This window comes from Enterococcus sp. (assembly GCF_032555305.1).
Classification (GTDB): Bacteria; Bacillota; Bacilli; order Lactobacillales; family Enterococcaceae; genus Enterococcus_A.
Map to the genome: position 1 here is coordinate 15,295 of NZ_JAWGOQ010000038.1, position 25,421 is coordinate 40,715.

The window sequence follows — 25,421 nt, forward strand, 5'->3', positions numbered from 1 at the left end:
GCTATCCCTAGCTGGCTTACGATAAAATGAAATGGAGGGAAACCCTTTTGATCGATGTAAATAAATTCGAAAGTATGCAAATAGGTTTGGCTTCTCCTGAAAAAATCAGAAGCTGGTCATACGGTGAAGTAAAAAAACCGGAAACCATTAACTACCGTACATTGAAGCCTGAACGCGAAGGGTTATTCGATGAAAGAATTTTTGGGCCAACCAAAGACTGGGAATGTGCCTGTGGGAAATACAAACGGATTCGTTACAAAGGGATCGTCTGCGACCGTTGTGGTGTCGAAGTTACCCGTTCTAAAGTTCGTCGTGAACGTATGGGGCATATCGAATTAGCAGCTCCTGTAACACATATCTGGTATTTCAAAGGAATTCCTTCTCGGATGGGTCTTGTGCTAGACATGAGTCCTCGTGCGTTAGAAGAAATCATCTACTTTGCATCTTATGTCGTGATCGATGCTGGGAATACTAGTTTAGAGAAGAAACAATTACTAACAGAACGTGAATATCGTGAAAAACGTGATCAATACGGTCAAGAATTCCATGCGGCAATGGGTGCCGAAGCGATCAAACAATTATTAGATCAAGTCGATCTTGATGGCGAATCAGCTGAATTAAAAGAAGAGTTGAAGACTGCTCAAGGACAAAAACGGACACGTGCTATTCGTCGTTTAGATGTTTTAGAAGCCTTCCGTTCTTCTGGCAACCTGCCAGGCTGGATGGTTATGGATGTTATTCCTGTTATCCCGCCGGATCTTCGTCCGATGGTTCAGTTAGAAGGGGGTCGTTTTGCGACTTCTGACTTGAATGACTTATACCGTCGTGTAATCAACCGTAACAATCGTTTGAAACGTTTGTTAGACTTGAATGCACCAAATATCATCGTTCAAAATGAAAAACGGATGTTGCAAGAAGCTGTGGATGCGTTGATCGATAATGGTCGTCGTGGCCGTCCAGTTACTGGACCAGGTAACCGTCCATTGAAATCTTTATCTCACATGTTGAAAGGGAAACAAGGTCGTTTCCGTCAAAACTTGCTGGGTAAACGTGTTGACTACTCTGCCCGTTCTGTTATCGTCGTTGGACCTTTCTTGAAGATGTATCAATGTGGTCTGCCAAAAGAAATGGCGATCGAATTGTTCAAACCTTTCGTCATGAAAGAGCTTGTTCAACGTGAGATTGCATCAAATATCAAAAATGCCAAACGTAAAATCGAACGTCAAGAAGACGTTGTTTGGGACGTTCTAGAAGAAGTTATCAAAGAACACCCTGTTTTACTTAACCGGGCACCTACGTTGCACAGACTGGGTATCCAAGCATTCGAACCGATCTTAGTTGAAGGTCGTGCCATTCGTCTTCACCCGCTAGTGTGTGAAGCCTACAATGCCGATTTCGATGGAGACCAAATGGCTGTCCATCTACCTCTAGGTGAAGAAGCGCAAGCAGAGGCTCGTATGCTGATGCTGGCTGCAACCCACATCTTGAACCCTAAAGATGGCAAACCAGTTGTTACACCATCTCAAGATATGGTCTTAGGTAACTACTACTTAACAATGGAAGAAGAAGGTCGCGAAGGTGAAGGAATGATCTTCCGTGACATGAATGAAGCTGTTTTAGCATGGCGTAATGGCTATGTTCACTTGCATTCACGTGTGGCTGTTGATCCTAATACATTAGGCGACAAACCATTTACAGAAGAGCAAAAAGAACGCATGCTGATCACAACTGTTGGGAAAATCATTTTCAACGAGATCATGCCACAAGAGTTCCCTTACTTGAACGAACCAACTGATTTCAATCTGACGCAATATACACCTGACAAATATTTTGTCGAAAAAGGTGCCGATATTCCTGCGGCGATCAAAGCGCAAGAAATTATCTTACCATTTAAAAAGAAAAATCTTGGAAATATCATCGCTGAAGTCTTCAAACGTTTCAAAGTCACTGATACGTCAATGATGCTTGACCGCATGAAAGACTTAGGTTATAAACATTCAACACATGCCGGTATGACCGTTGGTATCGCCGATATTATGGCACTGGCAGAAAAACAAGAAATCATTGACAATGCTCACAAACAAGTCAGCACGATCACGAAGCAATTCCGCCGTGGTTTGATTACAGATGATGAACGTTATGAACGTGTTATCGCTGTCTGGAATGCAGCGAAAGATGAAATCCAACAACGACTAATGGAATCCCTAGATGCGAAGAACCCGATCTTCATGATGTCTGATTCTGGAGCTCGTGGTAACATCTCCAACTTTACTCAGCTTGCTGGGATGCGTGGATTGATGGCCGCTCCGAATGGACAAATCATGGAATTGCCGATCATCTCAAACTTCCGTGAAGGTCTATCTGTCTTGGAAATGTTTATCTCGACTCACGGGGCTCGTAAAGGGATGACCGATACCGCCTTGAAGACAGCCGATTCAGGTTACTTGACTCGTCGTTTGGTTGACGTTGCCCAAGATGTTATCGTACGTGAAGAGGATTGCGGAACTGACCGTGGTCTAGAAATCTCTGCGATTCGTGAAGGTAACGAAATCATCGAATCATTAGAAGAACGTTTAGTTGGACGTTATACGCAAAAATCAGTAATGCATCCTGAAACAGGAGAAGTTCTTTTACCTGCTGATGCACTGATCAGTGAAGCAGATGCAAAACGCATCATCGACGCTGGCGTTGAGAAATTAACGATCCGCTCAGTCTTCACATGTAATACGAAACATGGTGTATGTAAACATTGTTACGGACGCAACTTGGCAACTGGCGACGACGTTGAAGTCGGTGAAGCAGTTGGTACAATCGCTGCTCAATCAATCGGTGAACCAGGTACTCAGTTGACCATGCGTACATTCCATACCGGTGGGGTTGCCGGAGACGATATCACACAAGGGCTTCCTCGTGTCCAAGAAATCTTCGAAGCACGTAATCCTAAAGGTTTGGCTGTTATCACTGAAGTTACAGGTGAAGTTGTTGAAATCGCTGAAGATGCCGCAACTCGTACGAAAGAAGTAACTGTTAAAGGTGAAACTGATACCCGTACGTACACTGTTCCTTACACTGCTCGTATGAAGGTCGTTGAAGGCGACATGATTCACCGTGGTGCACAATTGACAGAAGGTTCAATCGATCCTAAACACTTGTTGCAAGTCCGCGATGTGATTTCTGTAGAAACATACTTGCTGCGTGAAGTTCAACGTGTTTACCGGATGCAAGGGGTAGAAATCGGTGACAAACATATTGAAGTAATGGTTCGTCAAATGTTGCGTAAAGTCCGCGTTATGGACCCAGGCGACACAGATATCTTGCCAGGTACTTTACTTGATATCGCTGACTTTAAAGATCAAAACTACAATACTTTGGTTGCTGGTGGAACGCCTGCGACATCTCGTCCAGTCTTGCTTGGTATTACCAAAGCTTCATTGGAAACGAACAGCTTCTTGTCTGCCGCATCATTCCAAGAAACGACTCGTGTCTTGACCGATGCTGCAATTCGCGGTAAGAAAGATCCGCTACTTGGATTGAAGGAAAATGTTATCATCGGTAAGATCATCCCTGCTGGTACAGGTATGGCGACTTATCGTAACATGGAACCAAAAGAAGTCGTTGTGGCTAGCGAAAATGTCTACAGTATCTCAGATATTGAAGCACAAATGGCTGCCGAAGATGCTTTGAACAATCCATTAGGCTAAATCTAAATGCTTCACGAATTCGTTCGTTAAGCTAGATACAATTGGTTTTGAAAGACCACAAGATTCAAAAGAATCTTGTGGTCTTTTTATTTTCGCGCTATTATAAGAAGGTATCTGACAAAATGACAGCGGTCGCTTTGCTCAGATATTAAATTTCGTTTAGAGCAGAATACTAATGCTATTTTTAATGGGCATAATATGAGAAAATGGCTGAAAATATACAGTACGTAAAACTTTTTGAGGTGCTACATGAGCAGAACAAAGAAAATCATCTTGATTGTCGTAGGAGTCATCGTGCTACTTGTCGGAGCTGCCACTGTTTACTTATTAAAAGTGAATAACGATGTCGATCAGGCGATCAGTAAAATGACTAAAAAAGTCAATTATAAAAGTACACGTTCGACGGAAGTCGATTTGAAAAACGGTGAGCCCTTCTCTATTCTTTTAATGGGGACGGATACAGGTGACAAGGGGCGGACGTATCAAGGGCGCTCAGATTCCATGATGCTGGTAACCATCAATCCTAAGAAGAAGCAAACCTTGATGACTAGCTTGGACCGAGATATCTATACCCAGATCGTCGGCTACAAGGGTGATGACAATAATTACGTCGCAAAAGGTGATACCTATTATGATAAATTAAATGCGGCCTATTCACTAGGTGGCACCAAGATGGCAATCGAGACTGTTCAGAAAATGATGGATGTCCCTGTGGATCATTATATTGAGATCAATATGAAGGGTCTAAAGACATTAGTTGATGCAGTCGGCGGGATTGAAGTCGACAATAAGATCGATTTTACTTTAGACGGTGTGCACGTAAAAAAAGGCAAACAGACTTTAGACGGCAGACACGCATTAGAATATGTACGGATGCGTCATGAAGATCCGAAGGGCGATGTAGGGCGGCAAGCACGGCAGCGTGAAATCTTATCCAAGATCGTTCATAAAATACTGTCCGTCAATTCCGTCACGAAGTATAAGCAATATCTTCGAGCAGTAGAGGATTACGTCAGAACTGATTTAAGCTGGAGTGAAATGCTGACGGTCGCCAAAGATTACACACCTGCTGCCAAGAACATCAAGCAGACGCAAGTGGAAGGTCAAGGTGAAATGATCAATAATATTTACTTCCAAATTTTGGGGCTGAATAATTTATTGGAAGAACAAAATATTGTGAAAAAACAACTCGATCTGCCAACGAAAAAGAAGCTGCCTAATCTGGATGAAGATGACGACAATCAATTATTCTTTGATGATAGTGAAGTAGACAAGATCAGTGCGGGGACTCATTATGATTATAGTGGATATGGAAAAATCATTTATCCGGTAGATCCCGATAACTATTAAAATGAAAAAGATAGCGGCGCAACTATTGAGCCGCTATCTTTTTTTTGAAAGTGTGACGTGAGCAGATTCGTTTCAATTTTGGGAGAAAGGGTTATGATGAAACCAAAAGGGGGAATGTTTCATGACAGAAGAAAAAGCAATTTTTGCTGGGGGCTGTTTTTGGTGCATGGTAAAACCGTTTGATCAAATGCCTGGCATTAAGCAGGTTGTTTCCGGCTATACAGGTGGACATGTTCCAAATCCGACATATGAAGAGGTCTGCAGCGGTACGACGGGACACACGGAAGCCGTTGAAATTACTTTTGATCCAGCAGTTATCTCTTATCAGCAATTAGTCGAGATCTATTGGCAACAAACAGATCCCACCGATGCTTTTGGTCAATTTGCCGATCGCGGTGATTCTTATCGTCCAGTGATTTTTTATGCTTCGCCAGAGCAAAAAGAAGTAGCGGAGGCATCGAAGGAACGGTTGCAAATGAGCGGACATTTCAAGGATCCGATCGTAACAGCGATTGAACCAGCGCAAGCTTTTTATCCCGCAGAAGAGTATCATCAAGACTTTTATCGCAAAAATCCCGAACACTACAACGCCTATAGTGAAGGTTCGGGACGTAAAGGCTTCATCCGTCAGTACTGGAATGCTTAACGCTCTTTCAAGAGTAGGAATAGCAGCCCGATAAATAAAAAGGGCAGAAATGGAAGTCGCTCCGGGATTGTTTTTCGTAATGCCTGATAGCCGAAAAAGGCAAGACCGCTGAAGGAAGCGACAAATAGAACCTGAAGCAATTCGTAACCGGATAAAAAGAAACTCCATAGCCCGATCACCCAAAGATCTCCCAGACCTAAGCTGTTTGGGAGTATTTTTTGGCTGAGAAAAAACAAGCCGAAAACAATCAGCGGATGAAGCCAATATGGGTGGAACAAGTAAGCACCGCTGACTAGCAGAATCACTCCCGTTGAACTAAAAATCCTCATCTCTACGATATAATGATCCCAATCAATTACTGCCAAAACCAGTGAACTCAGTAACCAAAACAATTGCCAAAGATTGATCCAATTGAAATCCTGCAGGAAGACTAGAAAGAAAATACCGCAAAAGAGTTCCAGCCAAAAACTTCGCGTCGGAAATTTTTCATGACAATGGGTACAATAAAATCTTTGACGCAAAGCGGAAAGTAAAGGAATCATTTCGCTTGGATGGAGCTTATGTCCGCATTGATCACAATGGGAAGGTGGATAAAGCAGCGATTCATTTCAAGGAATCCGGGTACAAACGACGGCCAAGAAAGATCCGATGACCGTTCCAAAGATAAAATGTATGATGGTTTTCACCTCCCTTTTTCAATAAGATACGAAAAATGAGCGTTTTGCCAGCATTTTCTTTGTACTTTTGCCATAATTGTATTATGCTTTTAGTGGAGCAAAAATTAGGAGGTATGAAGGAATGAAATTCGAAAAAACAAAAGAAGTATTGAACCAACTAGTTGCAGACTTGAGTCAAATGTCCATGGTCATTCACCAAACACACTGGTACATGCGCGGCCCTGGTTTCTTGACATTACACCCAATGATGGATGATTTCATGGATGACGTGAACGATCAATTGGACGAAATCTCAGAACGCTTGATCACATTAGACGGATCACCTTATTCAACGTTACGTGAAATGGCTGATCAAACAAAAATTCCTGATGAAGTAGGACGTTGGGATCGTACAATGGAAGAACGTTTAGCTACACTTGTTGAAGGCTACCGTTACTTAGCAGATCTTTATCAAAAAGGGATTGACGTAACTGGCGAAGAAGGCGATGATCCAACGCAAGATATCTTCATCGAATTCAAAACTGCGACAGAAAAACGTATTTGGATGATCCAAGCACATTTAGGAAAAGCACCAGAAATTGATGCATAACTAATTAAAAAGAGGCACCCCTCAGTAATGGTGGGCGCCTCTTTTTGTATATCGGGCTTTCGCAGCTATTTCGTTTATTGTGGTGTATCCGTATTTAAACCGAGAACACCATCTACTGGAATCGAGATCAGGATTCCTTGCGCTTCACTCTGCAGACCGCATTGCGCGCTGATCGCTTTCATGATTGCCAGCTTTTTGTCTTTTTCCACTAAGATATAGACCATCTCTTTTTCCGGCTGTACACAGATGCCCCATTTTTTCAGCGTCTCTTGAGAATCAAGTCGGCGCGCATGGATGACAGTACCACCAGCAGCCCCAGCTGCCGTCGCTGCTTCCATGACCTCCTCGCTAAATCCTTGGTTGATGGTGACCATCAGTAAGCAGTGTTTTGCTTCATGAATCATCTGTCTTTCCTCTCTTTCGGCATGTTTTTTTACCTTTTCAAATTTTTCCGAATCTAACATTTTCATAATATACGAACTTGCTCCAGAAATAGGGAAAGTAAAGGCACAGCCTCTATTAGGTTTATGGAGGGATAAGCCCTCAGCAAGTGCTGTGAACAAATTAGGGACCTGTTTTTTTAATACTGGACTGAAAAGAATCGCTTTTTCAGATACACCTAAGCCTAAAACATCCATAACTTCATTCGTGGCAGTCCCCTCACCGATCGTTAAATATTGAACAGGAGAACCATGGTTTTCTAAAATAGCGCGGGCTTTTTTGGCATCTTTATGCCCGATAATTAATACTAGCATTCGAACTGATGGCTTATTATGTATCATCCTCAGAATCCTCCCATTCTTCGATTTCATTAAGCTCTTCTATAGCTAGATCCGCTTGTTGTGCAGACTTCGCTGATTTCCACTTATAAACGACACCCATAATTTGAACGGCGATCAATGGAGTTAAAGCAACAAGGGCTACAACGCCAAAAGCGTCTGCCATGATATTTCCACCCAGAGCTTCGCTAACGCCAATGCTGAGGGGAAGTAAAAAAGTGCTGGTCATTGGACCACTTGCCACACCGCCAGAGTCAAAGGCGATCCCAATAAATATCTTTGGAACAAATCGGGTCAGTGCCAGAGCGATAAGGTACCCAGGGATAATGATCCAGTAAATACTGATTCCAGTAATGGAGCGCAGCATCGCCAAACCGACACTGACGGATACACCGATCGATAGACAGAGGTTCATTGCAGAAGCGGAAATCGCATCGCCAGTCACGTTTTCGACTTGATGATTTAACACTTGAATGGCAGGTTCGGCCTTTACAATAAAATACCCAATCAGCATGCCAATTGGAACAAGCAACCATTTAAACTTGCTTGCAGCTAACTCGCCACCTAACAAACTACCTACAGGGGCAAAACCGATACTTACGCCAGTTAGAAAGAGCACAAGTCCCAGATATGTATAAATAAGTCCAACGATGATTCGAACGTACTGTCTACGATGATAGCGACGACTGACTAATTGAAAGATAAAGAACATGGCGGCTATCGGCAAAATAGAGATCATGACTTCTTTGGCGTAATGGGGCAACTCCAGCATGAATTCGCGCATGACATCACGTGTAGTAATGATATCTGGAAATTCGATGGGCGTGTAAGAGGTAGTCGTTGGTCGAAAGAAAATCCCTAATAACAATACTGCCAGAATGGGCCCGATACTAGAAATTGCTACTAAACCAAAGCTGTCGTCGGTGGCATCTTTATCACTTCGAACGGAAGCGAGCCCAACACCTAGAGCTAAAATGAAGGGAACAGTGATCGGTCCCGTGGTAGCTCCACCAGAATCGAAGGCTACAGGAACAAAATCATTTGGAGCCAGAAAAGAGAGCAATACCACAATCAAATAGAGTCCCATTAATATGAGGGACAGGTTGATCTTAAACAAGATTCGCAAGACGGCTATCGTGAGGCAAATCCCCACACCAACAGCAACAGTCCAGACTAATAAATCACTGGGAATCGCAGGCATCTGATCTGCTAATACTTGCAAATCCGGTTCAGCGATGGTGATGATCGCACCAATGATGAAGACTACGAAAGCGAGTATCCCGATTTTCTTACTCTTCGAAAGCTGGACACCGATCCCTTCACCAAGTGGTGTCATAGACATTTCGGCGCCTAACTGGAAAAAGCCCATCCCGACGATCAACATGACTGCTCCAACAAGAAACATAGCAATCGTACCGATTTCCATCGGTACTAAAACAACACTGATAATTAAGACGATCAGTGTGATAGGAAGGACCGCTGACAAAGATTCTGAAATATTATCTTTTAATTTTTGGTTCATCGTTTCACATCTTTTCTAATTCTACAAAGGGGAAGAAAAATTTTGTAGATCAAATTTGAAATAGTTAAAAATAGGAAGAAATTGATTGCAATGTGTTGAAAGGATGTTAAAAGCAAAGCGAATGTGGTAAGGGATAGGAATTCGTGAAATCGCGTGCCATTTCAACACCTACTATATAAAAAGTACCACGTTTTTCGAAAAAATGTAATATTTTACAGGAAATTGAATGAAAATTAAAGCTTTAATTGAAGATTCAGAGAGAATTGATTCGGAGTATGAAAGGAATGATCTAAACAGTTCAATTGTAAGTATTTATTGCGTAGAAAGATTATCTAAAAGAGGGGATTAACTAAAGAAGACAATGCTTCAAAAACTTACTATTTAGCGAATGAGGTATTAAAGACCTGAATAATTAACAAGAACCCGAACAATCATATTCTATCACAATCGATAGGAATATGATTGTTCGATTTCATTTTGTATATTTTCACCAGAAAGTCTTTTGGATTAGTCTCTTTTTATGTTTAACGCTCATTTTTTGTTAATTCAATTTATATTTTGACAAAGCGGAAGTCGGTACTGCTTTTTATTGAAAATCTCTCAATTATCAGTAACCCGCAAGGCATAGGAGTCCAGTAAGATTCGTGCGATGATCTGTAATGGCAATCTTGAACGTACCTCGTAATCAGGAAAGTAAGAACCTTCCGATTTGAAGCCGACTAAAGCAATTTCGCTATAATTCATCAGGCTGGAAGAGTTGTTCGCTGTTAAAAGAATCGACCCGATTTCGGCATCGTAACAATTTTTGGCAGCGACAACGAGTTCTTTAGTCTCTCCATTCAGCGAAATGAAGATGACAATGTCTCTTTTCGTTAGTTTTCGGCTGATATTTTTGATGATTTCCGGATCGTTATGCATTTGACAGTTTTTCCCGGTTAATTGAAATTTCACCATCATTTCCTGACCAATCATCTCTGAGAAGCCTCGAGCAAAAATAATTACCCGATCAGCAGCTTTGATCTTTTGAATGGCATCTTCGATATTGCCGATTTCGATCATGTTGATGGTTCGAACGACTTCTTGTTCATTTTTTAGAATCGCCCGCCGAATGCCCGTGTCAACTTTATCCAATGCAGAAAAATTGATATTTTTATTTTCCTGTTCTTTCAAATGATGTTTAAAAGCGGTGAAGCCTTCGTAACCTTTCTTTTTCATTGTCCGCACGATTGTAGCAGTCGAAACATTGGCTTGCTCACTCAGTTTGACGATGGAGTAATTTGGGATTTCAAGGATATGGCTTTCAATAAAATCCCAGAGGTATTGTTCTGTTTCGCTTAATTTATGATCCATTGTTTTACCTTCTTTCAATGCAATCTTAGTTAAAAAGTATCACGATTTATGAAATGATGTAAAGCTTTTCAGGGAATTCGCTCAAAAGTGAAAACCTTTTCGGTACGACATGTCCCATAATAAGGTCAAGGAGGTCGTCACTCATGTCTATCTACACATGCACCATGAATTTAGCGATTGATCTATTTATCGAAACTGACACAATGAATCCTTTCACCGTAAACCGGACAAAGGATGATGATATCCAGGCCAACGGCAAAGGTGTCAATGTGTCGCTTGTATTAAAAATTCTGGGAGTCAACACCACTGCACTAGGATTTCGCGCAGGGTTTACGGGGAACTATATAGAAGATTATTTACGGGAAAAGGAAATTTGCACTGATTTTATTGAAGTACCCGGAATGACTCGCATCAATGTATTCACGCAAGTCAATCAAACAAAGGAGGAATACAAGTTAGTTAACCAAGGACCTGAAATACCCGCGGAAAAGGTCCAAGACTTTCTGAATCAAATCAGAGATTTGCAATCAGGGGATTACCTTTGTATCTCAGGCAGTTTGCCTCGTGGGGTCGAACCGACGATCCTAATTGAGATCAGCCAAATTTGTCAGGAGCGCGGGATTCACTTGGTTATCGACAGTAGCTACAAGGAAGTAATGAACTGCTTGCAGTATCGACCGTTTCTGTTAAAGCCTAATGAAGAGGAACTGGAATCTTGGTTTGGAGAAGTCATTGACACGGAAGAAGCCTATTTGTTTTATGGGCAGCAATTATTAGACGCAGGAGCTGAAAATGTATTGTTGTCACTTGGCGGTGAAGGAGCGATCTTTTTCACACGAGATAGAATTATTCGCGGAAATTCACCAAAAGGAAAAGTAGTTAACACGGCTTGCGCCGGAGACACATTGTTGGGAACATTCTTGGCTGGGTATTTAACGGATCAGCCGTTGGAAGAAACCCTGCGCAAAAGTTTAGCCGCAGGAAGTTCCACCGCATTTCGTAAAGGTTTGACTGATTTTTCGGACGTTGAAGAGTTAAGTAAACAAATTGAAATCAAAGAAGAGGGGTTAAAAACATGGCAAATTATCAAATAATCGCTGCAACAGGTTGTCCAACAGGAATCGCCCATACGTATATGGCTCAAGAAGCTTTAGAACAAGCGGCCAAGAAAAAAGGGGTTACGATCAAAGTTGAAACCCATGGACAGATCGGAATTGAAAATGAATTAACAGCTGAAGAAATCAAAAATGCAGAAGCAGTAATTATCGCTGCTGACAAGGATGTGCATCCGGAGCGCTTTGCTGGAAAACGAATCATTGATGTGTCTGTTAGTGCCGGGATTAAGGATGCGGAACGTTTGATTGATGATGCATTGGCAGGAAAAGGTTCAGTTGCAGCAGAAAATCAAGCGGTAGATGCCTTGGAAGAAGAAACGGGGAACAACAGCAGTTTTGGTCGCAGCATTTATAAAAATTTGATGAATGGAGTTTCCCATATGCTGCCATTCGTAGTGGCTGGTGGGGTCTTGATCGCGATCTCATTCGCAGTTTGGGGGATTTATTCCTTTGATCCAGATAATGCGCAGTACAACGCGACTGCAGCGATGCTGAAAAGTGTCGGCGATGCAGCGATGGGGATGATGGTTCCGGTTTTAGCTGCATATATTGCTGAAGGAATTGCTAAACGACCTGGGTTAGTTGTTGGTTTTGTCGGAGGTATCGTCGCGACCAATGGTGGAACAGGCTTCTTAGGTGGTATTTTAGCTGGTTTCCTCGCAGGATATTTAATTTTACTCTTACAGAAATTAATGGAAGGTTTGCCAAAACAGTTGGATGGATTAAAGGCAATTTTCTTGTATCCCGTGATCGGTGTGGCAGTAATCGGAATCATCATGTCATTATTGGCTGATCCAATGAAAGCTGTGAATGAAGGCATGATGAGCTTCTTAGCTGGATTTGAAAATTCGAATCCGTTAGTTCTTGGCGTTATCGTTGGGTGTATGAGCGCCTTTGATATGGGGGGACCGGTCAATAAAGCTGCTTATGTCACAGGAACAGCACTATTAGCTCAAGGCAATACAACCTTCATGGCAGGTGTATCAGCGGCCTGTATCGCACCGCCACTAATTACAGGCTTCGCGACCTTATTCTTTGGGAAATATTTCGATACGAATGATCGTAATGCGGGTCTGGTTAACTTTATCTTAGGGTCAACACATATTACTGAAGGCGCGATTCCATTTGCCGCCAAAGATCCGATCCGGGTGTTGCCGACAATGATGTTAGGTTCCTCAATCGCAGCCGTCCTTACTTATATGTTTGGTGTTCAAGTGCCTGCACCTCACGGCGGATTCTTAGTATTGCCAGTCGTAACAGGAAAAATCCAATGGGTTGCTTCAATTTTGATCGGTGCACTTGTAGGCGGCGTAATCTTAGGACTGATTCAAAAAAGCAGTGTCGCTGCCAAAGAGAAAAAAGCGAATGCCGAACAAGCAGAAAAATCAGTGATTACAGAATAGAGAGGACCTTAGAATGGAAATCATTCAAGAAGATAAAATCTTTTTAAATCAGTCATTTGCATCACAAGAATAAGTCTTTCAATTTCTAGCGAAACAAACAGAAGCCTTAAGCATCTCGTCTGATGCGAAGTCGATTTATCAACGACTAGTGGAGCGTGAAAATGAGGGAACTACCGGAATGATGGATGGCTTTGCCATCCCCCATGCAAAAGATCAATCGATCGGTGAACCGAGCATCCTCATCGTAACGCTTGAGCAGGGGATCGAGTGGAATAGTTTAGACGGACAATTAATCAACTTTGTCATTGCCCTATTTATTCCAGATTCAGAGGCGGGAACGACTCACTTGAAATTATTATCAGCAGTCGCACGTCTGTTAATGCGTAACGAAGTAACTGAGCAGTTAAAGGCGGCAAAATCAAAAACGGAAATTGCTACACTACTAAATGAAAAAATAGGTGAGAATGAATGAAGACAAGCAGTGCAGGGAAAAAGAAGTATTTAGAGCAAATCACTAATGAAGCAGGAATTATTGGTGCTTTAGCGATTGATCAGCGAGGCGCTTTGAAGAAAATGATTGGTAAATATAAAGAAGCAACAGCAGACGATGTGATCAGATTCAAGGAACTCGTCTCACAACAGCTGACTCCTTATGCTTCAGCGATTTTGTTAGATCCAGAGTACGGGTTGCCAGCAGCAGAAATTAGAGATAGCGATTGCGGCTTGTTGCTTGCCTATGAAAAGACAGGCTACGATGCGACAACACCAGGACGTTTACCGGATGTATTAAATGTTTGGTCAGTGAAACGCTTGAAAGAAGCTGGAGCTGATGCTTGTAAGTTCTTACTATATTATGATGTGGATGAAGCGGAAGAAATCAATGAGCAAAAAAGGGCTTATATGGAAAGAATTGGTTCTGAATGTACAGCAGAAGATATTCCATTTTTCTTAGAGATCGTTTCTTATGATGCGGAGATCACGGACGCGACTTCATTGGATTATGCTAAAGTAAAACCGCGAAAAGTGATCGAAGCGATGCGAGAATTCTCACAAGAACGCTATCAAGTAGACGTGTTGAAAGTAGAAGTGCCAGTGAATATGAATTATGTCGAAGGCTTCGGTGAGACAATCTGCTATACACAGGCGGAAGCCGCAGCTTACTTTAAAGAACAATCCGATGCAACGGAGCTGCCATTTATTTTCTTAAGTGCTGGTGTCAGTGCAGAGCTGTTCCAAGAAACTCTGCGCTTTGCGAAACAATCCGATTCAGCTTTTAATGGGGTACTGTGTGGTCGAGCAACTTGGGCCAATGGTGTTGAGTCGTTTGTCAAAGAAGGGGAAGAACATGCAATAGGTTGGTTATCTGAAGAAGGGAGACGAAATATCGAAGAGTTAAATACTGTTTTAAAAGAAACAGCAACTTCTGTTTATCTGAATGCCTAAAAAAACGACTATCCAAAGCGGATAGTCGTTTTCGTGTATTCTCTTTTTAAGAATACGAAAAGATAGCTGTCGTTTTATAAGGCTGCTTTCGCTAATTCAATCTGCTTCTTAACCTGATCAAAGCCGGTGCCGCCTAATGAATGACGACGCGTTACCGCGGTTTTAGAGGATAGCGTATCATAGATATCTTCCTCGATCACGGGATTGATGGCTTGATATTCTTCTAAGGATACATCTTGTAAGTAAATGCCTTTTTGCGTACATTCTAATACCAGTTTTCCAACGATCTCGTGAGCTTGTCGGAAGGGAATCCCTTTGGTAGCTAAATAATCAGCTAACTCTGTGGCATTGGAAAAGTCTTTTTCAGTCGCATCATGCATGACCTGAGTATGAACGTTCATAGTATCGATCATGCCAGCCATGATATCTAAGCTCGTCGCGACAGTGTGGACGGTATCAAACATGCCTTCTTTGTCTTCTTGCAGGTCTTTGTTATAGGCTAACGGCAATCCTTTGATCACTGTCAGAAGTCCAATCAAGTCACCAAATACTCGTCCTGATTTGCCACGGATTAATTCCGCCATGTCAGGATTTTTTTTCTGAGGCATGATGGAGCTGCCGGTCGAAAAAGTGTCGGTCAGTTCAACAAATTTAAATTCGTGACTGCACCATAGAATAATTTCTTCGCAGAAACGTGAAAGGTGCATCATTAGGATCGAGCTGTTGCTTAAAAATTCTAGAATGAAGTCGCGGTCACTAACACCATCAAGGCTGTTCATATACAAATCACTGAAGCCCAGTTCATCTGCGGTCATCTGACGATCAATCGGGAACGTCGTACCAGCTAATGCGGCACAGCCTAAAGGCGAGATGTCCACACGCTTAATACTTTCCTCCAAACGTGCTTGATCACGCGTCAGCATGCCATAATAGGCCATTAAGTGGTGTCCGAACGAGATCGGCTGGGCATGTTGCAGGTGTGTATAACCTGGCATGATTGTTTCGACATGTTCTTCAGCCTTATTGACTAAAACTGCTCTGAAATGGTGAACCTTTTCAATGATCTCTTTTAAATGTTCCTTCAAATATAAATGCATATCTGTGGCAACTTGATCATTTCGGCTGCGGGCAGTGTGGAGCTTGCCAGCCACTGGACCGATCTCGTCGTGGAGCATTTTTTCTAAATTCAAATGAATGTCTTCATTTTCAATGGTAAAGGTCAATTCTTCTTTTGCAGCTTTTTCCGCTAATACGTTTAACCCAGCGGTGATTTGCTGTGCTTCTTCTTTGGTAATGATGCCTGTTTCGCCCAGCATTTTGACATGTGCTAAGCTGCCGGTAATATCTTGCGTCGCTAATTGCTGGTCAAAGGGAATCGATGCGCCAAATGCGTCGATCCACGCTTCGTTTTTTCCATCAAAACGTCCGCCCCATAATTTTGCCATTGTTTTATCCTCACTTTTATCTGCGAATTTTTAACAAAAAAGACCGTCGCAACGGTCTTTTTTTTAATGTCTAGCTGAACTGATATCGAACAGCTTTTCTTTTAGGGAGGAGGCATCTTTTCAGATACCTCAGGATGAAAACATTGCTGGTTTCCTTATTTCCTGACAGGAAAAGAAACTCTCCTAAGAGCAATGGCAAGATGTGAAACCGGACGGCCTTATTTACCGGCAAGTAAAAGCCGCCTCACATCTGGTTCATCTTGCACTTTCATGATTTCACTTTGTTTCTATTTAAACTGTTGTTTGCTGGTTTCCGGCTTGCACTTCAGCGTTTACCTTGGTTGGTAAGCCCCAAAGTTTGATGAAGCCGATCGCAGCATCTTGATCGAAAGTATCGGCAGACGTGTAAGTCGCCAGATTTTCGTTGTATAAGCTGTTGTCAGATTTACGTCCTTCAACGATCACATTGCCCTTGAATAGTTTCACACGCAATACGCCGTTCACGACTTCCTGCGATTGTTTTAAGAATGCGATTAAAGCATCCATTGTCGGGTTGAACCAAAGACCATCATAAATCATTTGGCATAATTGTTGTTCAATGACTGGTTTGAAATGCGCCATCTCACGAACGAATACCAAGTCTTCCAACTCTTTATGAGCTTTCATCAATACTTCTGCACCAGGGCATTCGTAAACTTCACGAGATTTGATCCCGACTAAACGATTTTCGATATGATCGATTCTGCCGATACCATGAACGCCCGCGATGGTATTGAGCTTCATGATCAAGTTTGCTAAAGATAATTTTTCGCCGTCCAATGTAGTCGGTACACCTTTTTCAAAAGTGATCTCGACGATCGTTGGTTTATCTGGCGTATCTTCTAATTCAGCTGTAATAGCGTAAGCACCTGCTGGAGGTGTCGCCCAAGGATCTTCTAAGATGCCGCATTCGCAGGCACGACCCCATAAGTTTTGGTCGATTGAATAAGGATTGTCCAAATCAGCAGGGATTGGCACACCTTTCTCAGCCGCATAGTTAATTTCTTCTTCACGTGACCATTTCCATTCACGTACTGGTGCGATAATCTTCAAATTTGGATCAAGCGCGGCGATGGAAACTTCAAAACGTACTTGGTCGTTTCCTTTACCGGTACATCCGTGAGCAATCGTTGTTGCGCCCGTTTGATGAGCCAGCTCAACTAATTTTTTCGAAATCAACGGACGAGATAATGCAGAAACCAATGGGTAAGAATTTTCATAGTATGTATTTCCTTGCAGTGCGATTAAAACGAAATCTTGCGAGAACTCTTCGCGAGCGTCAATCGCATAAGATTCTGTCGCACCCACTTGCAATGCTTTATTTTTGATAAATTCGGTATCACGGCCTTCACCAATGTCCAAACAGCAGGCAATCACGTCATAACCCTCATCCACGAGCCACTTGATTGAGACTGAAGTATCTAAACCACCTGAGTATGCTAAAATCACTTTTTCTTTCATCCTGATTGCTCCCTTATCGCGTTTTCATTAAATTCTAATTAATGTGTTGAAGTCATATTAGCATCGTAAAATACAAAAAGCAAGCACTTTTTAAATATTTATGCAAAATAATTTTAAAATTACGTGTCTTTATTCATTTTAGTCTGTATATTCAAGTCCATTATGTATAGTAGAAGAAAGGGTGCGAAATGAAAATATTTTGCGTTTTCAAAGAGAAAAACATTGACATGACAAGGCTTAGCAAGTATTATGGTAAATGGTATTGTTTGCCCCACAAGAGCCCCGGAAACTCAAGTGTTTGTCAAACATTCGAAATCGAAATTGGAGGAAAAAAACGTGCGTACAACATATATGGCTAAGCCAGGCGAAGTAGATCGCAAATGGTACGTAGTAGACGCAACTGATGTTCCTTTAGGACGTCTTTCAACAGTTGTTGCATCAATGCTACGCGGAAAAAATAAACCAACATTCACACCACATATTGACACTGGTGATTTTGTAATTATAATCAATGCAGACAAAGTTAAATTAACAGGTAAGAAAGCAACTGACAAGATTTATTACCGTCACTCAAACTTCCCTGGTGGATTGAAATCAATCTCAGCAGGCGAAATGCGTGCTAAAAATTCTCGCCGTTTGGTCGAAACTTCTGTTAAAGGTATGCTTCCTAAGAACACTTTAGGTCGCGCTCAAGGCATGAAACTTCACGTCTACGGTGGAGCAGAACATCCACATGCAGCACAACAACCAGAAGTCTTAGACATCACAAACTTAATTTAATAGGAGGGAAATTCATTGGCACAAGTTCAATATAGCGGCACAGGCCGTCGTAAAAATGCAGTTGCTCGCGTACGTTTAGTACCAGGAACTGGTAAAATTACTGTAAATAAAAAAGACGTTGAAGAATATATCCCACATGCTGACCTACGTTTAGTAATCAACCAACCATTTGGTGTTACTGAAACAACTGGTTCATACGATGTATTCGTAAACGTAAATGGTGGAGGCTACGCAGGTCAAGCCGGCGCTATCCGTCACGGTATCTCACGCGCTTTATTAGAAGTAGATCCTGATTTCCGCGCACCATTAAAACGCGCTGGATTACTTACACGTGATTCACGTATGGTTGAACGTAAAAAACCAGGTCTTAAAAAAGCTCGTAAAGCTTCACAATTTAGTAAACGTTAATCGTTGTTATATCAACGGTTTTGGACATCTGCCATTTGGTGGGTGTCTTTTTTTTCTGAAATCCCCACCAAATTCCCCACCAGTTCCCCACTATTGGATTTTGCAAGGTGCTTAAAGGCAAAGTCAGCAGGGGTTAATTCAATGACATTGTTTGCGTTGATATAGTTTTTTGTCGTTGCTACTTCTGAGTGAGTTAGAGCTTCAGAAATACTTTCAAGAGACATTCCATGAAGTTTAGCTAAAGTAGCGGTTGTATGCCTCAATTTATGAGGTGAGCATGGTGCAAGATTTGGATGGCGACGTTTGACTGATTTCATTCGATAATTTAAGAAATCAGTATGAACTCGTTGATTCAGATTACCCTTACGATCACAATAAGTAAATAAAAATTGATCACGTGTTTGTTTAATGGTTAGTTGTTCTAGTTCTTCTTTTTGGCTTTTTTTCCATTCTAATAATAGATTTTTAAGCAGATGGGGCAAGTTTAAATCAGTTGATTTATTACCTTTAGTATTTTTGATGTTACCAAATTTATCTAATGCTTGAACGAGATAAATTTTATTATTGGCAAAATCTACATGCTTCCACTGCAAAGCGTAAGTCTCTGATTTTCGATCAGATAAGAAAAAGGTTGTCCAAAACAAAACATAATCTTGCAAAGTGAGGTCTTCGTTATCGTAGTCCTCTTGAATCGCTTGAAACCATTCAACGAGTTGAGATTCTGTTAGATATTTTTCATCTTCTCGTTTAGCTTCTTTAATCAGGTTCTTTTTGACTGACTTTATCTTTTTAAGCCCTTTGCTTAACTGATTGTATTCAATATATTCATACACTTCGGCCAAATCAAACACTTGATTAACATAGCTTCGAACTACTTTAAAATTTGCGTACTCTCTCGCTTTTGCATTCATTTTTTGAATCACAAGCTTACGATGATGATTTAAGTAATTTAAGCTATAGTGACCAAACATTGGTAAAATATGCAAACGGAATACATCTTCTGTATTGCTAATTGTCACCTTGCTAGGTGGGGTAGGGTAAGAGCTGGTTAATCCAGTCTTATAGTCGGGTAACCATGTATCTTGATAAAAATCTTTGAATAAAACTTCGCCTCCAAGTTCAAAAGAACTAATATCTTGTGTGTCACGCAATTTTTGGATACGGTTTTCAAAATCTAATTCAGCTTGTTTAGCTTCTTTTCGAGTTTTGAAAATCTTATCGTAATCAGGATTAGATAGCCCCAATAGTTGCATAACGTCCACAGGGTACTTTTTTCGTACCCTGTAGCTGTTGCTTTTAGTCTTTGTAATACTCATTTGAAAAAACTCCTTTGGTTGCGAGTCAAAGGTGTGACTCAATTATACTTTGCTTGATAGCCATTTATCAATCGCTAAACTATCAAAACGCACTACGCCATTGATTTTAATAACAGGAAGTCCACGATCAATCCAGTGATCTAATGTATTATTGGATATTTGAAGATAGGAACAAGTTTGCTTTTTATTCATATATCGTTGTTTACCTGATCCATCTTTTATTTTCATAATTTCCGTAGAAATAAGATTAAAAACTTGTTTTTGAATGACTTTAATTTGATCATCACTCAGTACAATTTCTAATGCTGGCATTTTAACTTCACCTTTCGTGTTATAATGAAGTAGCAAGCGCAAGCTTGCTACTTTTTAGGACGGCTTGTCACAGATGCTTTTGCGGGCTTGTGACAAGCTCTTTTTTGTTTGCTCCATTTCATATTTTTGATAAAATTTTTAATGATTATATCGATTTCTTTGTTATTTTTTCTGCGATCTGCTATATTAGAAAAACTCGAAGAAAATGTTTTATCTTGTTTTTCCATCCGATTAATCGCTTTATCGATTGCTTTACTAGCTTTTTGGTAATTCTGTACTTTAGAAAATTCATACGAATGAATATCGGGTTCGAGTGGATTTGGATGAACCGTTGGGATATAATCTAAATTTTTAGTAGAGTTGAATAATGAGTAACCGTTATCGATTTTTATTAAAAGGTCAATTCTTCTGAAAAATTGACCCAAATCTTCTTGGAAATTTCCCTTTGCACGTTCAAAAAACTCATCTGGTTCTTTCGTGCTGGTAATGATAATAACTTTTGCTGAACCCATTTTATTGTGGTATCTCGCTGAAATTGGACTGATTGTATGAGGGTCTAGCAACTTTAGCCAATCAGATACAGTGAGGCTGTCACCTCTAATATCATCTAATAATAGAATGTCTTGACCACAATATTCATCAAATGAATTTTTAGAAGCGGTTAGACAATAATCCCACCTCTTGTTAGAAAATTTTTTGGCTACTTTTTGTATAATGCCTATAATATTTTTGCTTAAAACAGTTTTCCCAGCACCGCTTTCTGCTTGAATAAAAATTACAGTCTTTTTAAATTTTCCGTTTTCTAGGTCTTCCATCGTTTGATAGCTTTTACTTTCGCCAACTGTTTCAAAAGCATCATTTATTTTTCGTTTGTGAAGGGCATAGACTTTGTATAAGTCATCTGTAAGCAGTACTTGGCTTTTAGTTAGATTTCCTTTTAGGATTTCTGAAACTACATAGTCGATGCTCAAATTTGTTTCAACTGCTTCTTTAGTTGCACGCCCTTTTACCCAAGTTTCCATTCGTCTGTTATAAATACTAAAATAATTCTCACCTAGAACAGTAATCACTTCTTGTGGGTTATACTGATATTTTTTTTGATCTTTTGCGTGGATGATATAGGAGAGCATATTATCCCAGCCATATCGTCCACTCTTACTTTTCTCGATTTGCTGCGGTGGGATTGAAACTGAGACGGCAAGATTATTCAACGTGTTTCCCTTTTCAAACTTGATTAATAAATGGACATGTTTAGCCTTTTTCTCGATAATATTTTTCATTTCTTTTTGATCCCATATAATCTGTTCATCTTTGTCATGGATAATTCCGTGTGCTTCTGACACTATACAACCATCTTCATTAAAGCGTCTCACTACTTCCTCCAGAAGTGGATGAATATTACCTTTGTTTGCTTCATCGATATACTTCTCATCCCAACCAATCCAATATTCTATATCTAGTTGTTGTACAATCATAATGCATGTTAGATTTGCTTGTTTCTTCATATTTAAAATTCCCCTTTTCTTATTATTCTTCTAACTATTCCTTCTAAGTTATGTTTATAAATCCTTGTTGTAACGAGGACGTATGCCGATTCAATCAGCTTTTTTTGGATTTTACGGCACATCGACAAGCCCTGTGCCGCGTGGGCGTAGAATAGTTAGAGTTAAATTAGCCGCAGTGCATTGCGAGCACCGCACTGCGGCAGGTGTATTCTTTTATTCAAACCAAGGTGTTTCAAAAAAATGTGGTGTTTCCCATTTTTTTCCACTTGAAATAATTCGTGCGACACCTTGACCTTTGCCATAGCTTCGCTTCGGTAAATCAGCGAAACCAGCCATTAAGTATCTACGTTCATCTGCTGAATCAGCGGCACCACCGAGCATGATTACTGCATCACTGCAATTTGCACGCGCTACTGAAGGTAGAAATCCCTCTTTAGTAGCAAACTGACTGATAGCAATAATATGAATACCAGCGCTGGCTCCGGTTGCAGAAAGTTTATTAATAGAGCTTTCCCAGCGTTTTTTTAACGGTTTGTCAGACTCTAATTCTGCGTTGAGATTCCCAAGTTCGTCTATAAAGATTGCTATGTCTGACATGTCAGGCATCTCAAGATATTTTTCTTTATCAGCTTTGTTGATTTCTTCTAGCCTATCGAGCATGATTTGAACCCAATGTTCTGTGCGTTCTACGATTTCAACAACAGAGCTTTTGCCACTGAATTCTTTTACATAGCGATCATACTTTGCTGAATTGTATTCGACAGTCCATCCCTGTAATTGCATCAAACGAGCCATATAGCGTCCAGCTAAAACGGATTTACCAGACCGCGTGCGGGCGATAATACTCAAATGCGGTGTTTCATCAGTATGCCAAATTAAATCTTTTGATAAACGAATTGTATGAACGTCATCGTTAACGAATTCTTTCAAAGAATTGTATGAATCTTTAACGTAAAGTCGACTTGAAGTTTGTGTATCTTCAAAATGGAAGAGCATGTAAGTGTCGCCGCTAGTTAACTGGGAAGAAACAACTGCAAATTTTTTATACTTTCCACCAAAAATTCCAGAAATTCGTTGTTCGTATTTTTCTCGATCCATGCGGTCATAATTTGCAATATTTTCAATTGCTACATATCCGTAACTCAAATCGTTAGCTACCCATACATAAATTTGAGGCATTTCTTCACCAAATCTTGTTGAGTTAGATAGTTTTAACACATCTGTAACTTGCTTATCGTTAAACAAACGTTTTAGTTTATAAGAAAGTTTTTTTGCTGGTTTTGACATCTCTTGGATGGTTAACTTAGAAATTCTTTCACGTCTGTTGTACAGAATGAAAAATAAGATAAGAAGAAGTATGTTAGTTACGATAAAGAGCAACTTCATTATTCGGAAAAAGGAGAATAGGTCATAAAAAATTTTGATTTTTGTTACGAGAGCAAGGGAATAACTTGATACAACCGTGAGTGCAATGGAAAGCCCTAAAGCTATCAAAGAATATTGATAGCTTTGTAGGCTACTGTTTTTTTTGCGGACAATACGTCTATATCTACGCATTTTGTTTCGCCACTTGAACTGAGTCGGCAGCATACCAACCTCGACCAGTATTTGAGACCATACCACCGCGAACATTCTTGAAAATAAGTTGAGTACCAAATTTTACATCAATTTTATTTTCTGTTTTAATCAAATACTCAAGTTTATTTTCGGAATCAACGATTGAATATCGAAACTTTCCATCATCCAAGTCTTCCATTGATCCTGTTGAAAGCACAACAAGTTGAGGAATTACATCTGCGGTATATTCATTTCCCGTTTTTGGACTAGTCATAGTGATTTTCTGTGTAGGGTGGTGTAAAACCTCACTCAAATCAAGAACCCAATTTGGATTAGCCATTTAATCACCTCCTTTCAAATTATCGTTAGTCATTTGCTCGAAATAATTTTTAAAAATAGCAAGTGCATTAATCAATTCGTTGTAATTTTGAATTACTAAAATGTAGTCGTTAAGGTGTAAATGACTAGGCTGAAAATAATCGCAGTCACCAGATGCCATTGAACGCTGAGTTACTTCTAGTTCAAATTCAAGACAACCAATTAAATAATCGATTTGTTTCGAAGTTGCGTTAGCATCTTTCAGAATATTAATAAGAAATTCTTTTGATTTTGTAGTTACATTTTTTTTTGCGATAAACATAGTGTTACCTCCGTAATATTTTTTAGTCGATATGTTTTTTTAGATAATTCATTCATTTTTTGCGATGGATTACCTCCGCCGCTAACTATTGATTAGCCATTTAATCACATTCTTTCAAAGGGTTATCAATCATTTGCTCGTAATAAGATTTGAGAATCTCAAGTACATTAGTTAATTCATAGTAATCTTGGATTACTAAAATATAATCATCAATGTGATGGTGGGGTTGCTGGAAACAATCGTAATCGTTGGTTTCCATTGAATAATGAATTTTTTTCAGCACAGACTCCATCTCATCAATTAAATACTTAACTTGTTCTGGGCTTGCATTAACATCTTCCAGAAAGTTTTGTACATAGAGATCATTTTTTAACGTTTTTACTTTTTTTGTGATAATCATTGCGGTACCTCCGTATATTTTTTTAAAATGAATAGCTTTGTTTTTCTTTAGACCAAGAGATGATCCATTTTGAGTTATAAAACTGAACATCTAAACCACACTGTAATAATTTTGACAGTTCATCTAGTGTAATACTTTCAAATTTACAACTCGAAAGCCCTTTTGAAGAACTACTTTCGATAGTTTTTACTACGTAAATAGCATGAAGAAACTCTGCTAGATAGGTTATCTTTTCTTTGGATTCTAAGTTCTCGGAGTTATCAAAGTTTTCTGAGTGGGCTTGTGAAAATTTATTTTGTAAATTTTCACGAGAAAGATTATTAAATAGCTCATCTAACATTTTTTCACCTTTACCTTTCGGAAAATTTTGTGTTGTTGTGAGTTTTGATGGATAGCTAATCCGACTACATCAGGTTGCAAGTCTGATGCCTTGTCCAATCATGTCATTGACAAGCTGGACGAAATATATATAAAAGGGAGCTTTTCGATAGTTTTAATCGATCTATCCCTGTGTTTTACTTAATAGACAACAAAAAGCCCCATCCAAATGAGGACGGGGCTCTTCAATAGAATTAAAAAAACGCACCGTCGCTCTAATGTAATAGGCGCGGTGCGGTTGTCCGTTTTTACGGCTCTTTTGCTACAATTTGTGCTTTCCTATATTTCAAGTATACTGCAAAATATTTTAAAAGCAATACGGTCTGTCTGAGTTGCAATATTTGACTTCATTGCTCAGTTTTCTTTATTTAATAAAATTGTACAGTATTAAATTTCAAAAAGAAATCCGGTCTCTATTTATGAAATCAGATGGATTTAACTGATGATCATTTGAAACTTGTGAATGAATTTTTGAACGCTACAGATAAATTTCATAATGGTTTTGATTAGGAATAATCGAGTTGATTATTCAAAAAAATTGTAAAAAAAAAAGAACTGGCGTACGCACGAGTAATTACCAGCTCGTTTTTTTTTTTTTTTTTTTT

At 40.0% G+C, this 25,421-nt stretch carries 23 protein-coding genes and 1 pseudogene; 10 read left to right on the forward strand and 14 right to left on the reverse strand.

Annotated features, from left to right (window positions below; translation table 11 throughout):
* Positions 1-47 precede the first annotated feature (47 nt).
* The 3 genes from rpoC (at position 48) to msrA (ending at position 5,697) form a co-directional block, all read left to right on the forward strand.
* The gene (gene rpoC / locus E6139_RS20335) at positions 48-3,701 is read left to right on the forward strand and encodes a DNA-directed RNA polymerase subunit beta' (protein ID WP_316405369.1); all 3,654 of its coding nucleotides are present in this window, start codon (positions 48-50) and stop codon (positions 3,699-3,701) included.
* A gap of 249 nt (positions 3,702-3,950) precedes the next feature.
* On the forward strand, positions 3,951-5,051 hold the full coding sequence (locus E6139_RS20340; RefSeq protein WP_316405370.1) for an LCP family protein: 1,101 nt from the start codon (positions 3,951-3,953) through the stop codon (positions 5,049-5,051).
* Positions 5,052-5,172: 121 nt separating this feature from the next.
* Entirely contained in the window at positions 5,173-5,697 is a 525-nt protein-coding gene (gene msrA, locus E6139_RS20345; RefSeq protein ID WP_316405371.1) for a peptide-methionine (S)-S-oxide reductase MsrA, read from the forward strand.
* On the opposite strand, the gene E6139_RS22895 is transcribed toward msrA, so the two are convergent.
* Positions 5,694-6,296, reverse strand: coding sequence for a prepilin peptidase (locus tag E6139_RS22895; protein WP_410470556.1), 603 nt, complete (start codon positions 6,294-6,296; stop codon positions 5,694-5,696). The two genes, msrA and E6139_RS22895, sit on opposite strands and share 4 nt — an antisense overlap.
* A 199-nt stretch (positions 6,297-6,495) precedes the next feature.
* Here E6139_RS22895 and E6139_RS20355 point away from each other — a divergent pair, with 199 nt between their 5' ends.
* Positions 6,496-6,963, forward strand: coding sequence for a Dps family protein (locus tag E6139_RS20355; protein ID WP_316405373.1), 468 nt, complete (start codon positions 6,496-6,498; stop codon positions 6,961-6,963).
* A gap of 74 nt (positions 6,964-7,037) precedes the next feature.
* Here the strand turns inward: E6139_RS20355 and E6139_RS20360 are convergent, their stop codons facing one another.
* The 3 genes from E6139_RS20360 to E6139_RS20370 form a co-directional block, all read right to left on the reverse strand.
* A complete protein-coding gene (locus tag E6139_RS20360) occupies positions 7,038-7,745 on the reverse strand; it encodes a transposase (RefSeq protein WP_316405374.1) in 708 nt (235 codons plus the stop codon).
* On the reverse strand, positions 7,735-9,264 hold the full coding sequence (locus E6139_RS20365) for a DUF1538 domain-containing protein (RefSeq protein ID WP_316405375.1): 1,530 nt from the start codon (positions 9,262-9,264) through the stop codon (positions 7,735-7,737). The genes E6139_RS20360 and E6139_RS20365 overlap by 11 nt, the downstream gene beginning before the upstream one ends.
* Before the next feature lie 600 nt (positions 9,265-9,864).
* Positions 9,865-10,614, reverse strand: coding sequence for a MurR/RpiR family transcriptional regulator (locus E6139_RS20370; protein ID WP_316405376.1), 750 nt, complete (start codon positions 10,612-10,614; stop codon positions 9,865-9,867).
* Between the two features lie 143 nt (positions 10,615-10,757).
* Between E6139_RS20370 and pfkB the strand changes: the two genes are divergently transcribed.
* The 4 genes and pseudogenes from pfkB to lacD all read left to right on the forward strand — a co-directional run bounded on the left by pfkB (position 10,758) and on the right by lacD (position 14,575).
* On the forward strand, positions 10,758-11,708 hold the full coding sequence (gene pfkB, locus E6139_RS20375; protein ID WP_316405377.1) for a 1-phosphofructokinase: 951 nt from the start codon (positions 10,758-10,760) through the stop codon (positions 11,706-11,708).
* Positions 11,690-13,132: a PTS fructose transporter subunit IIBC gene (locus E6139_RS20380; RefSeq protein ID WP_316405378.1), complete on the forward strand. Its 1,443-nt coding sequence runs from the start codon at positions 11,690-11,692 to the stop codon at positions 13,130-13,132. Before pfkB ends, E6139_RS20380 begins: the two co-directional genes overlap by 19 nt.
* Before the next feature lie 13 nt (positions 13,133-13,145).
* A pseudogene (locus tag E6139_RS20385) lies at positions 13,146-13,604 on the forward strand (fructose PTS transporter subunit IIA).
* On the forward strand, positions 13,601-14,575 hold the full coding sequence (lacD, locus tag E6139_RS20390; protein WP_316405379.1) for a tagatose-bisphosphate aldolase: 975 nt from the start codon (positions 13,601-13,603) through the stop codon (positions 14,573-14,575). Before E6139_RS20385 ends, lacD begins: the two are co-directional and overlap by 4 nt.
* Positions 14,576-14,649: 74 nt before the next feature.
* Here lacD and argH read toward each other — a convergent pair whose 3' ends face one another.
* Both argH and E6139_RS20400 read right to left on the reverse strand, forming a co-directional pair.
* Positions 14,650-16,020 (reverse strand): argininosuccinate lyase, encoded by a 1,371-nt coding sequence (gene argH / locus E6139_RS20395; protein WP_316405380.1) that lies wholly within the window; start codon positions 16,018-16,020, stop codon positions 14,650-14,652.
* Positions 16,021-16,311: 291 nt separating this feature from the next.
* The gene (locus tag E6139_RS20400; protein WP_316405381.1) at positions 16,312-17,520 is read right to left on the reverse strand and encodes an argininosuccinate synthase; all 1,209 of its coding nucleotides are present in this window, start codon (positions 17,518-17,520) and stop codon (positions 16,312-16,314) included.
* 351 nt (positions 17,521-17,871) lie between these two features.
* On the opposite strand from E6139_RS20400, the gene rplM reads away from it, so the two are divergent.
* Together rplM and rpsI are read left to right on the forward strand one after the other, a co-directional pair.
* Positions 17,872-18,300, forward strand: coding sequence for a 50S ribosomal protein L13 (gene rplM / locus E6139_RS20405; protein ID WP_316405392.1), 429 nt, complete (start codon positions 17,872-17,874; stop codon positions 18,298-18,300).
* A 15-nt stretch (positions 18,301-18,315) separates the two neighbouring features.
* Positions 18,316-18,708: a 30S ribosomal protein S9 gene (gene rpsI, locus E6139_RS20410; protein WP_316405382.1), complete on the forward strand. Its 393-nt coding sequence runs from the start codon at positions 18,316-18,318 to the stop codon at positions 18,706-18,708.
* Between the two features lie 11 nt (positions 18,709-18,719).
* Here the strand turns inward: rpsI and E6139_RS20415 are convergent, their stop codons facing one another.
* The 8 genes from E6139_RS20415 to E6139_RS20450 form a co-directional block, all read right to left on the reverse strand.
* Entirely contained in the window at positions 18,720-20,024 is a 1,305-nt protein-coding gene (locus E6139_RS20415) for a tyrosine-type recombinase/integrase (RefSeq protein WP_316405383.1), read from the reverse strand.
* 42 nt (positions 20,025-20,066) lie between these two features.
* Positions 20,067-20,336 (reverse strand): helix-turn-helix domain-containing protein, encoded by a 270-nt coding sequence (locus E6139_RS20420; protein ID WP_316405384.1) that lies wholly within the window; start codon positions 20,334-20,336, stop codon positions 20,067-20,069.
* 47 nt (positions 20,337-20,383) lie between these two features.
* Positions 20,384-21,841 (reverse strand): Rep family protein, encoded by a 1,458-nt coding sequence (locus E6139_RS20425; protein ID WP_316405385.1) that lies wholly within the window; start codon positions 21,839-21,841, stop codon positions 20,384-20,386.
* 213 nt (positions 21,842-22,054) lie between these two features.
* Positions 22,055-23,398: a cell division protein FtsK gene (locus E6139_RS20430; RefSeq protein ID WP_316405386.1), complete on the reverse strand. Its 1,344-nt coding sequence runs from the start codon at positions 23,396-23,398 to the stop codon at positions 22,055-22,057.
* Positions 23,391-23,738: a hypothetical protein gene (locus E6139_RS20435; protein ID WP_316405387.1), complete on the reverse strand. Its 348-nt coding sequence runs from the start codon at positions 23,736-23,738 to the stop codon at positions 23,391-23,393. The genes E6139_RS20430 and E6139_RS20435 overlap by 8 nt, the downstream gene beginning before the upstream one ends.
* On the reverse strand, positions 23,739-24,038 hold the full coding sequence (locus tag E6139_RS20440; RefSeq protein ID WP_316405388.1) for a hypothetical protein: 300 nt from the start codon (positions 24,036-24,038) through the stop codon (positions 23,739-23,741). It abuts the gene before it with no gap.
* 100 nt (positions 24,039-24,138) lie between these two features.
* Positions 24,139-24,438 carry a hypothetical protein gene (locus E6139_RS20445; protein WP_316405389.1) on the reverse strand — a complete coding sequence of 100 codons (300 nt, stop codon included), beginning with the start codon at positions 24,436-24,438 and terminating at the stop codon, positions 24,139-24,141.
* A gap of 22 nt (positions 24,439-24,460) precedes the next feature.
* Entirely contained in the window at positions 24,461-24,778 is a 318-nt protein-coding gene (locus E6139_RS20450; protein WP_316405390.1) for a hypothetical protein, read from the reverse strand.
* Between the last annotated feature and the right edge of the window lie 643 nt (positions 24,779-25,421).

Excerpts from the sequence above, each read along its gene's own strand:
- pfkB (WP_316405377.1), top strand. The coding sequence starts at position 10,758 with ATGTCTATCTACACATGCACCATGAATTTAGCGATTGATCTATTTATC.
- E6139_RS20370 (WP_316405376.1), bottom strand. The coding sequence starts at position 10,614 with ATGGATCATAAATTAAGCGAAACAGAACAATACCTCTGGGATTTTATT.
- E6139_RS20435 (WP_316405387.1), bottom strand. The coding sequence starts at position 23,738 with ATGGCTAATCCAAATTGGGTTCTTGATTTGAGTGAGGTTTTACACCAC.
- msrA (WP_316405371.1), top strand. The coding sequence starts at position 5,173 with ATGACAGAAGAAAAAGCAATTTTTGCTGGGGGCTGTTTTTGGTGCATG.
- rplM (WP_316405392.1), top strand. The coding sequence starts at position 17,872 with ATGGCTAAGCCAGGCGAAGTAGATCGCAAATGGTACGTAGTAGACGCA.
- E6139_RS20400 (WP_316405381.1), bottom strand. The coding sequence starts at position 17,520 with ATGAAAGAAAAAGTGATTTTAGCATACTCAGGTGGTTTAGATACTTCA.
- argH (WP_316405380.1), bottom strand. The coding sequence starts at position 16,020 with ATGGCAAAATTATGGGGCGGACGTTTTGATGGAAAAAACGAAGCGTGG.
- E6139_RS20420 (WP_316405384.1), bottom strand. The coding sequence starts at position 20,336 with ATGCCAGCATTAGAAATTGTACTGAGTGATGATCAAATTAAAGTCATT.
- E6139_RS20380 (WP_316405378.1), top strand. The coding sequence starts at position 11,690 with ATGGCAAATTATCAAATAATCGCTGCAACAGGTTGTCCAACAGGAATC.
- E6139_RS20425 (WP_316405385.1), bottom strand. The coding sequence starts at position 21,841 with ATGAAGAAACAAGCAAATCTAACATGCATTATGATTGTACAACAACTA.
- E6139_RS20360 (WP_316405374.1), bottom strand. The coding sequence starts at position 7,745 with ATGATACATAATAAGCCATCAGTTCGAATGCTAGTATTAATTATCGGG.
- E6139_RS20445 (WP_316405389.1), bottom strand. The coding sequence starts at position 24,438 with ATGATTATCACAAAAAAAGTAAAAACGTTAAAAAATGATCTCTATGTA.
- E6139_RS20365 (WP_316405375.1), bottom strand. The coding sequence starts at position 9,264 with ATGAACCAAAAATTAAAAGATAATATTTCAGAATCTTTGTCAGCGGTC.
- lacD (WP_316405379.1), top strand. The coding sequence starts at position 13,601 with ATGAAGACAAGCAGTGCAGGGAAAAAGAAGTATTTAGAGCAAATCACT.
- E6139_RS20450 (WP_316405390.1), bottom strand. The coding sequence starts at position 24,778 with ATGTTAGATGAGCTATTTAATAATCTTTCTCGTGAAAATTTACAAAAT.
- E6139_RS20440 (WP_316405388.1), bottom strand. The coding sequence starts at position 24,038 with ATGTTTATCGCAAAAAAAAATGTAACTACAAAATCAAAAGAATTTCTT.
- E6139_RS20340 (WP_316405370.1), top strand. The coding sequence starts at position 3,951 with ATGAGCAGAACAAAGAAAATCATCTTGATTGTCGTAGGAGTCATCGTG.
- E6139_RS20430 (WP_316405386.1), bottom strand. The coding sequence starts at position 23,398 with ATGCGTAGATATAGACGTATTGTCCGCAAAAAAAACAGTAGCCTACAA.
- E6139_RS20415 (WP_316405383.1), bottom strand. The coding sequence starts at position 20,024 with ATGAGTATTACAAAGACTAAAAGCAACAGCTACAGGGTACGAAAAAAG.
- E6139_RS20355 (WP_316405373.1), top strand. The coding sequence starts at position 6,496 with ATGAAATTCGAAAAAACAAAAGAAGTATTGAACCAACTAGTTGCAGAC.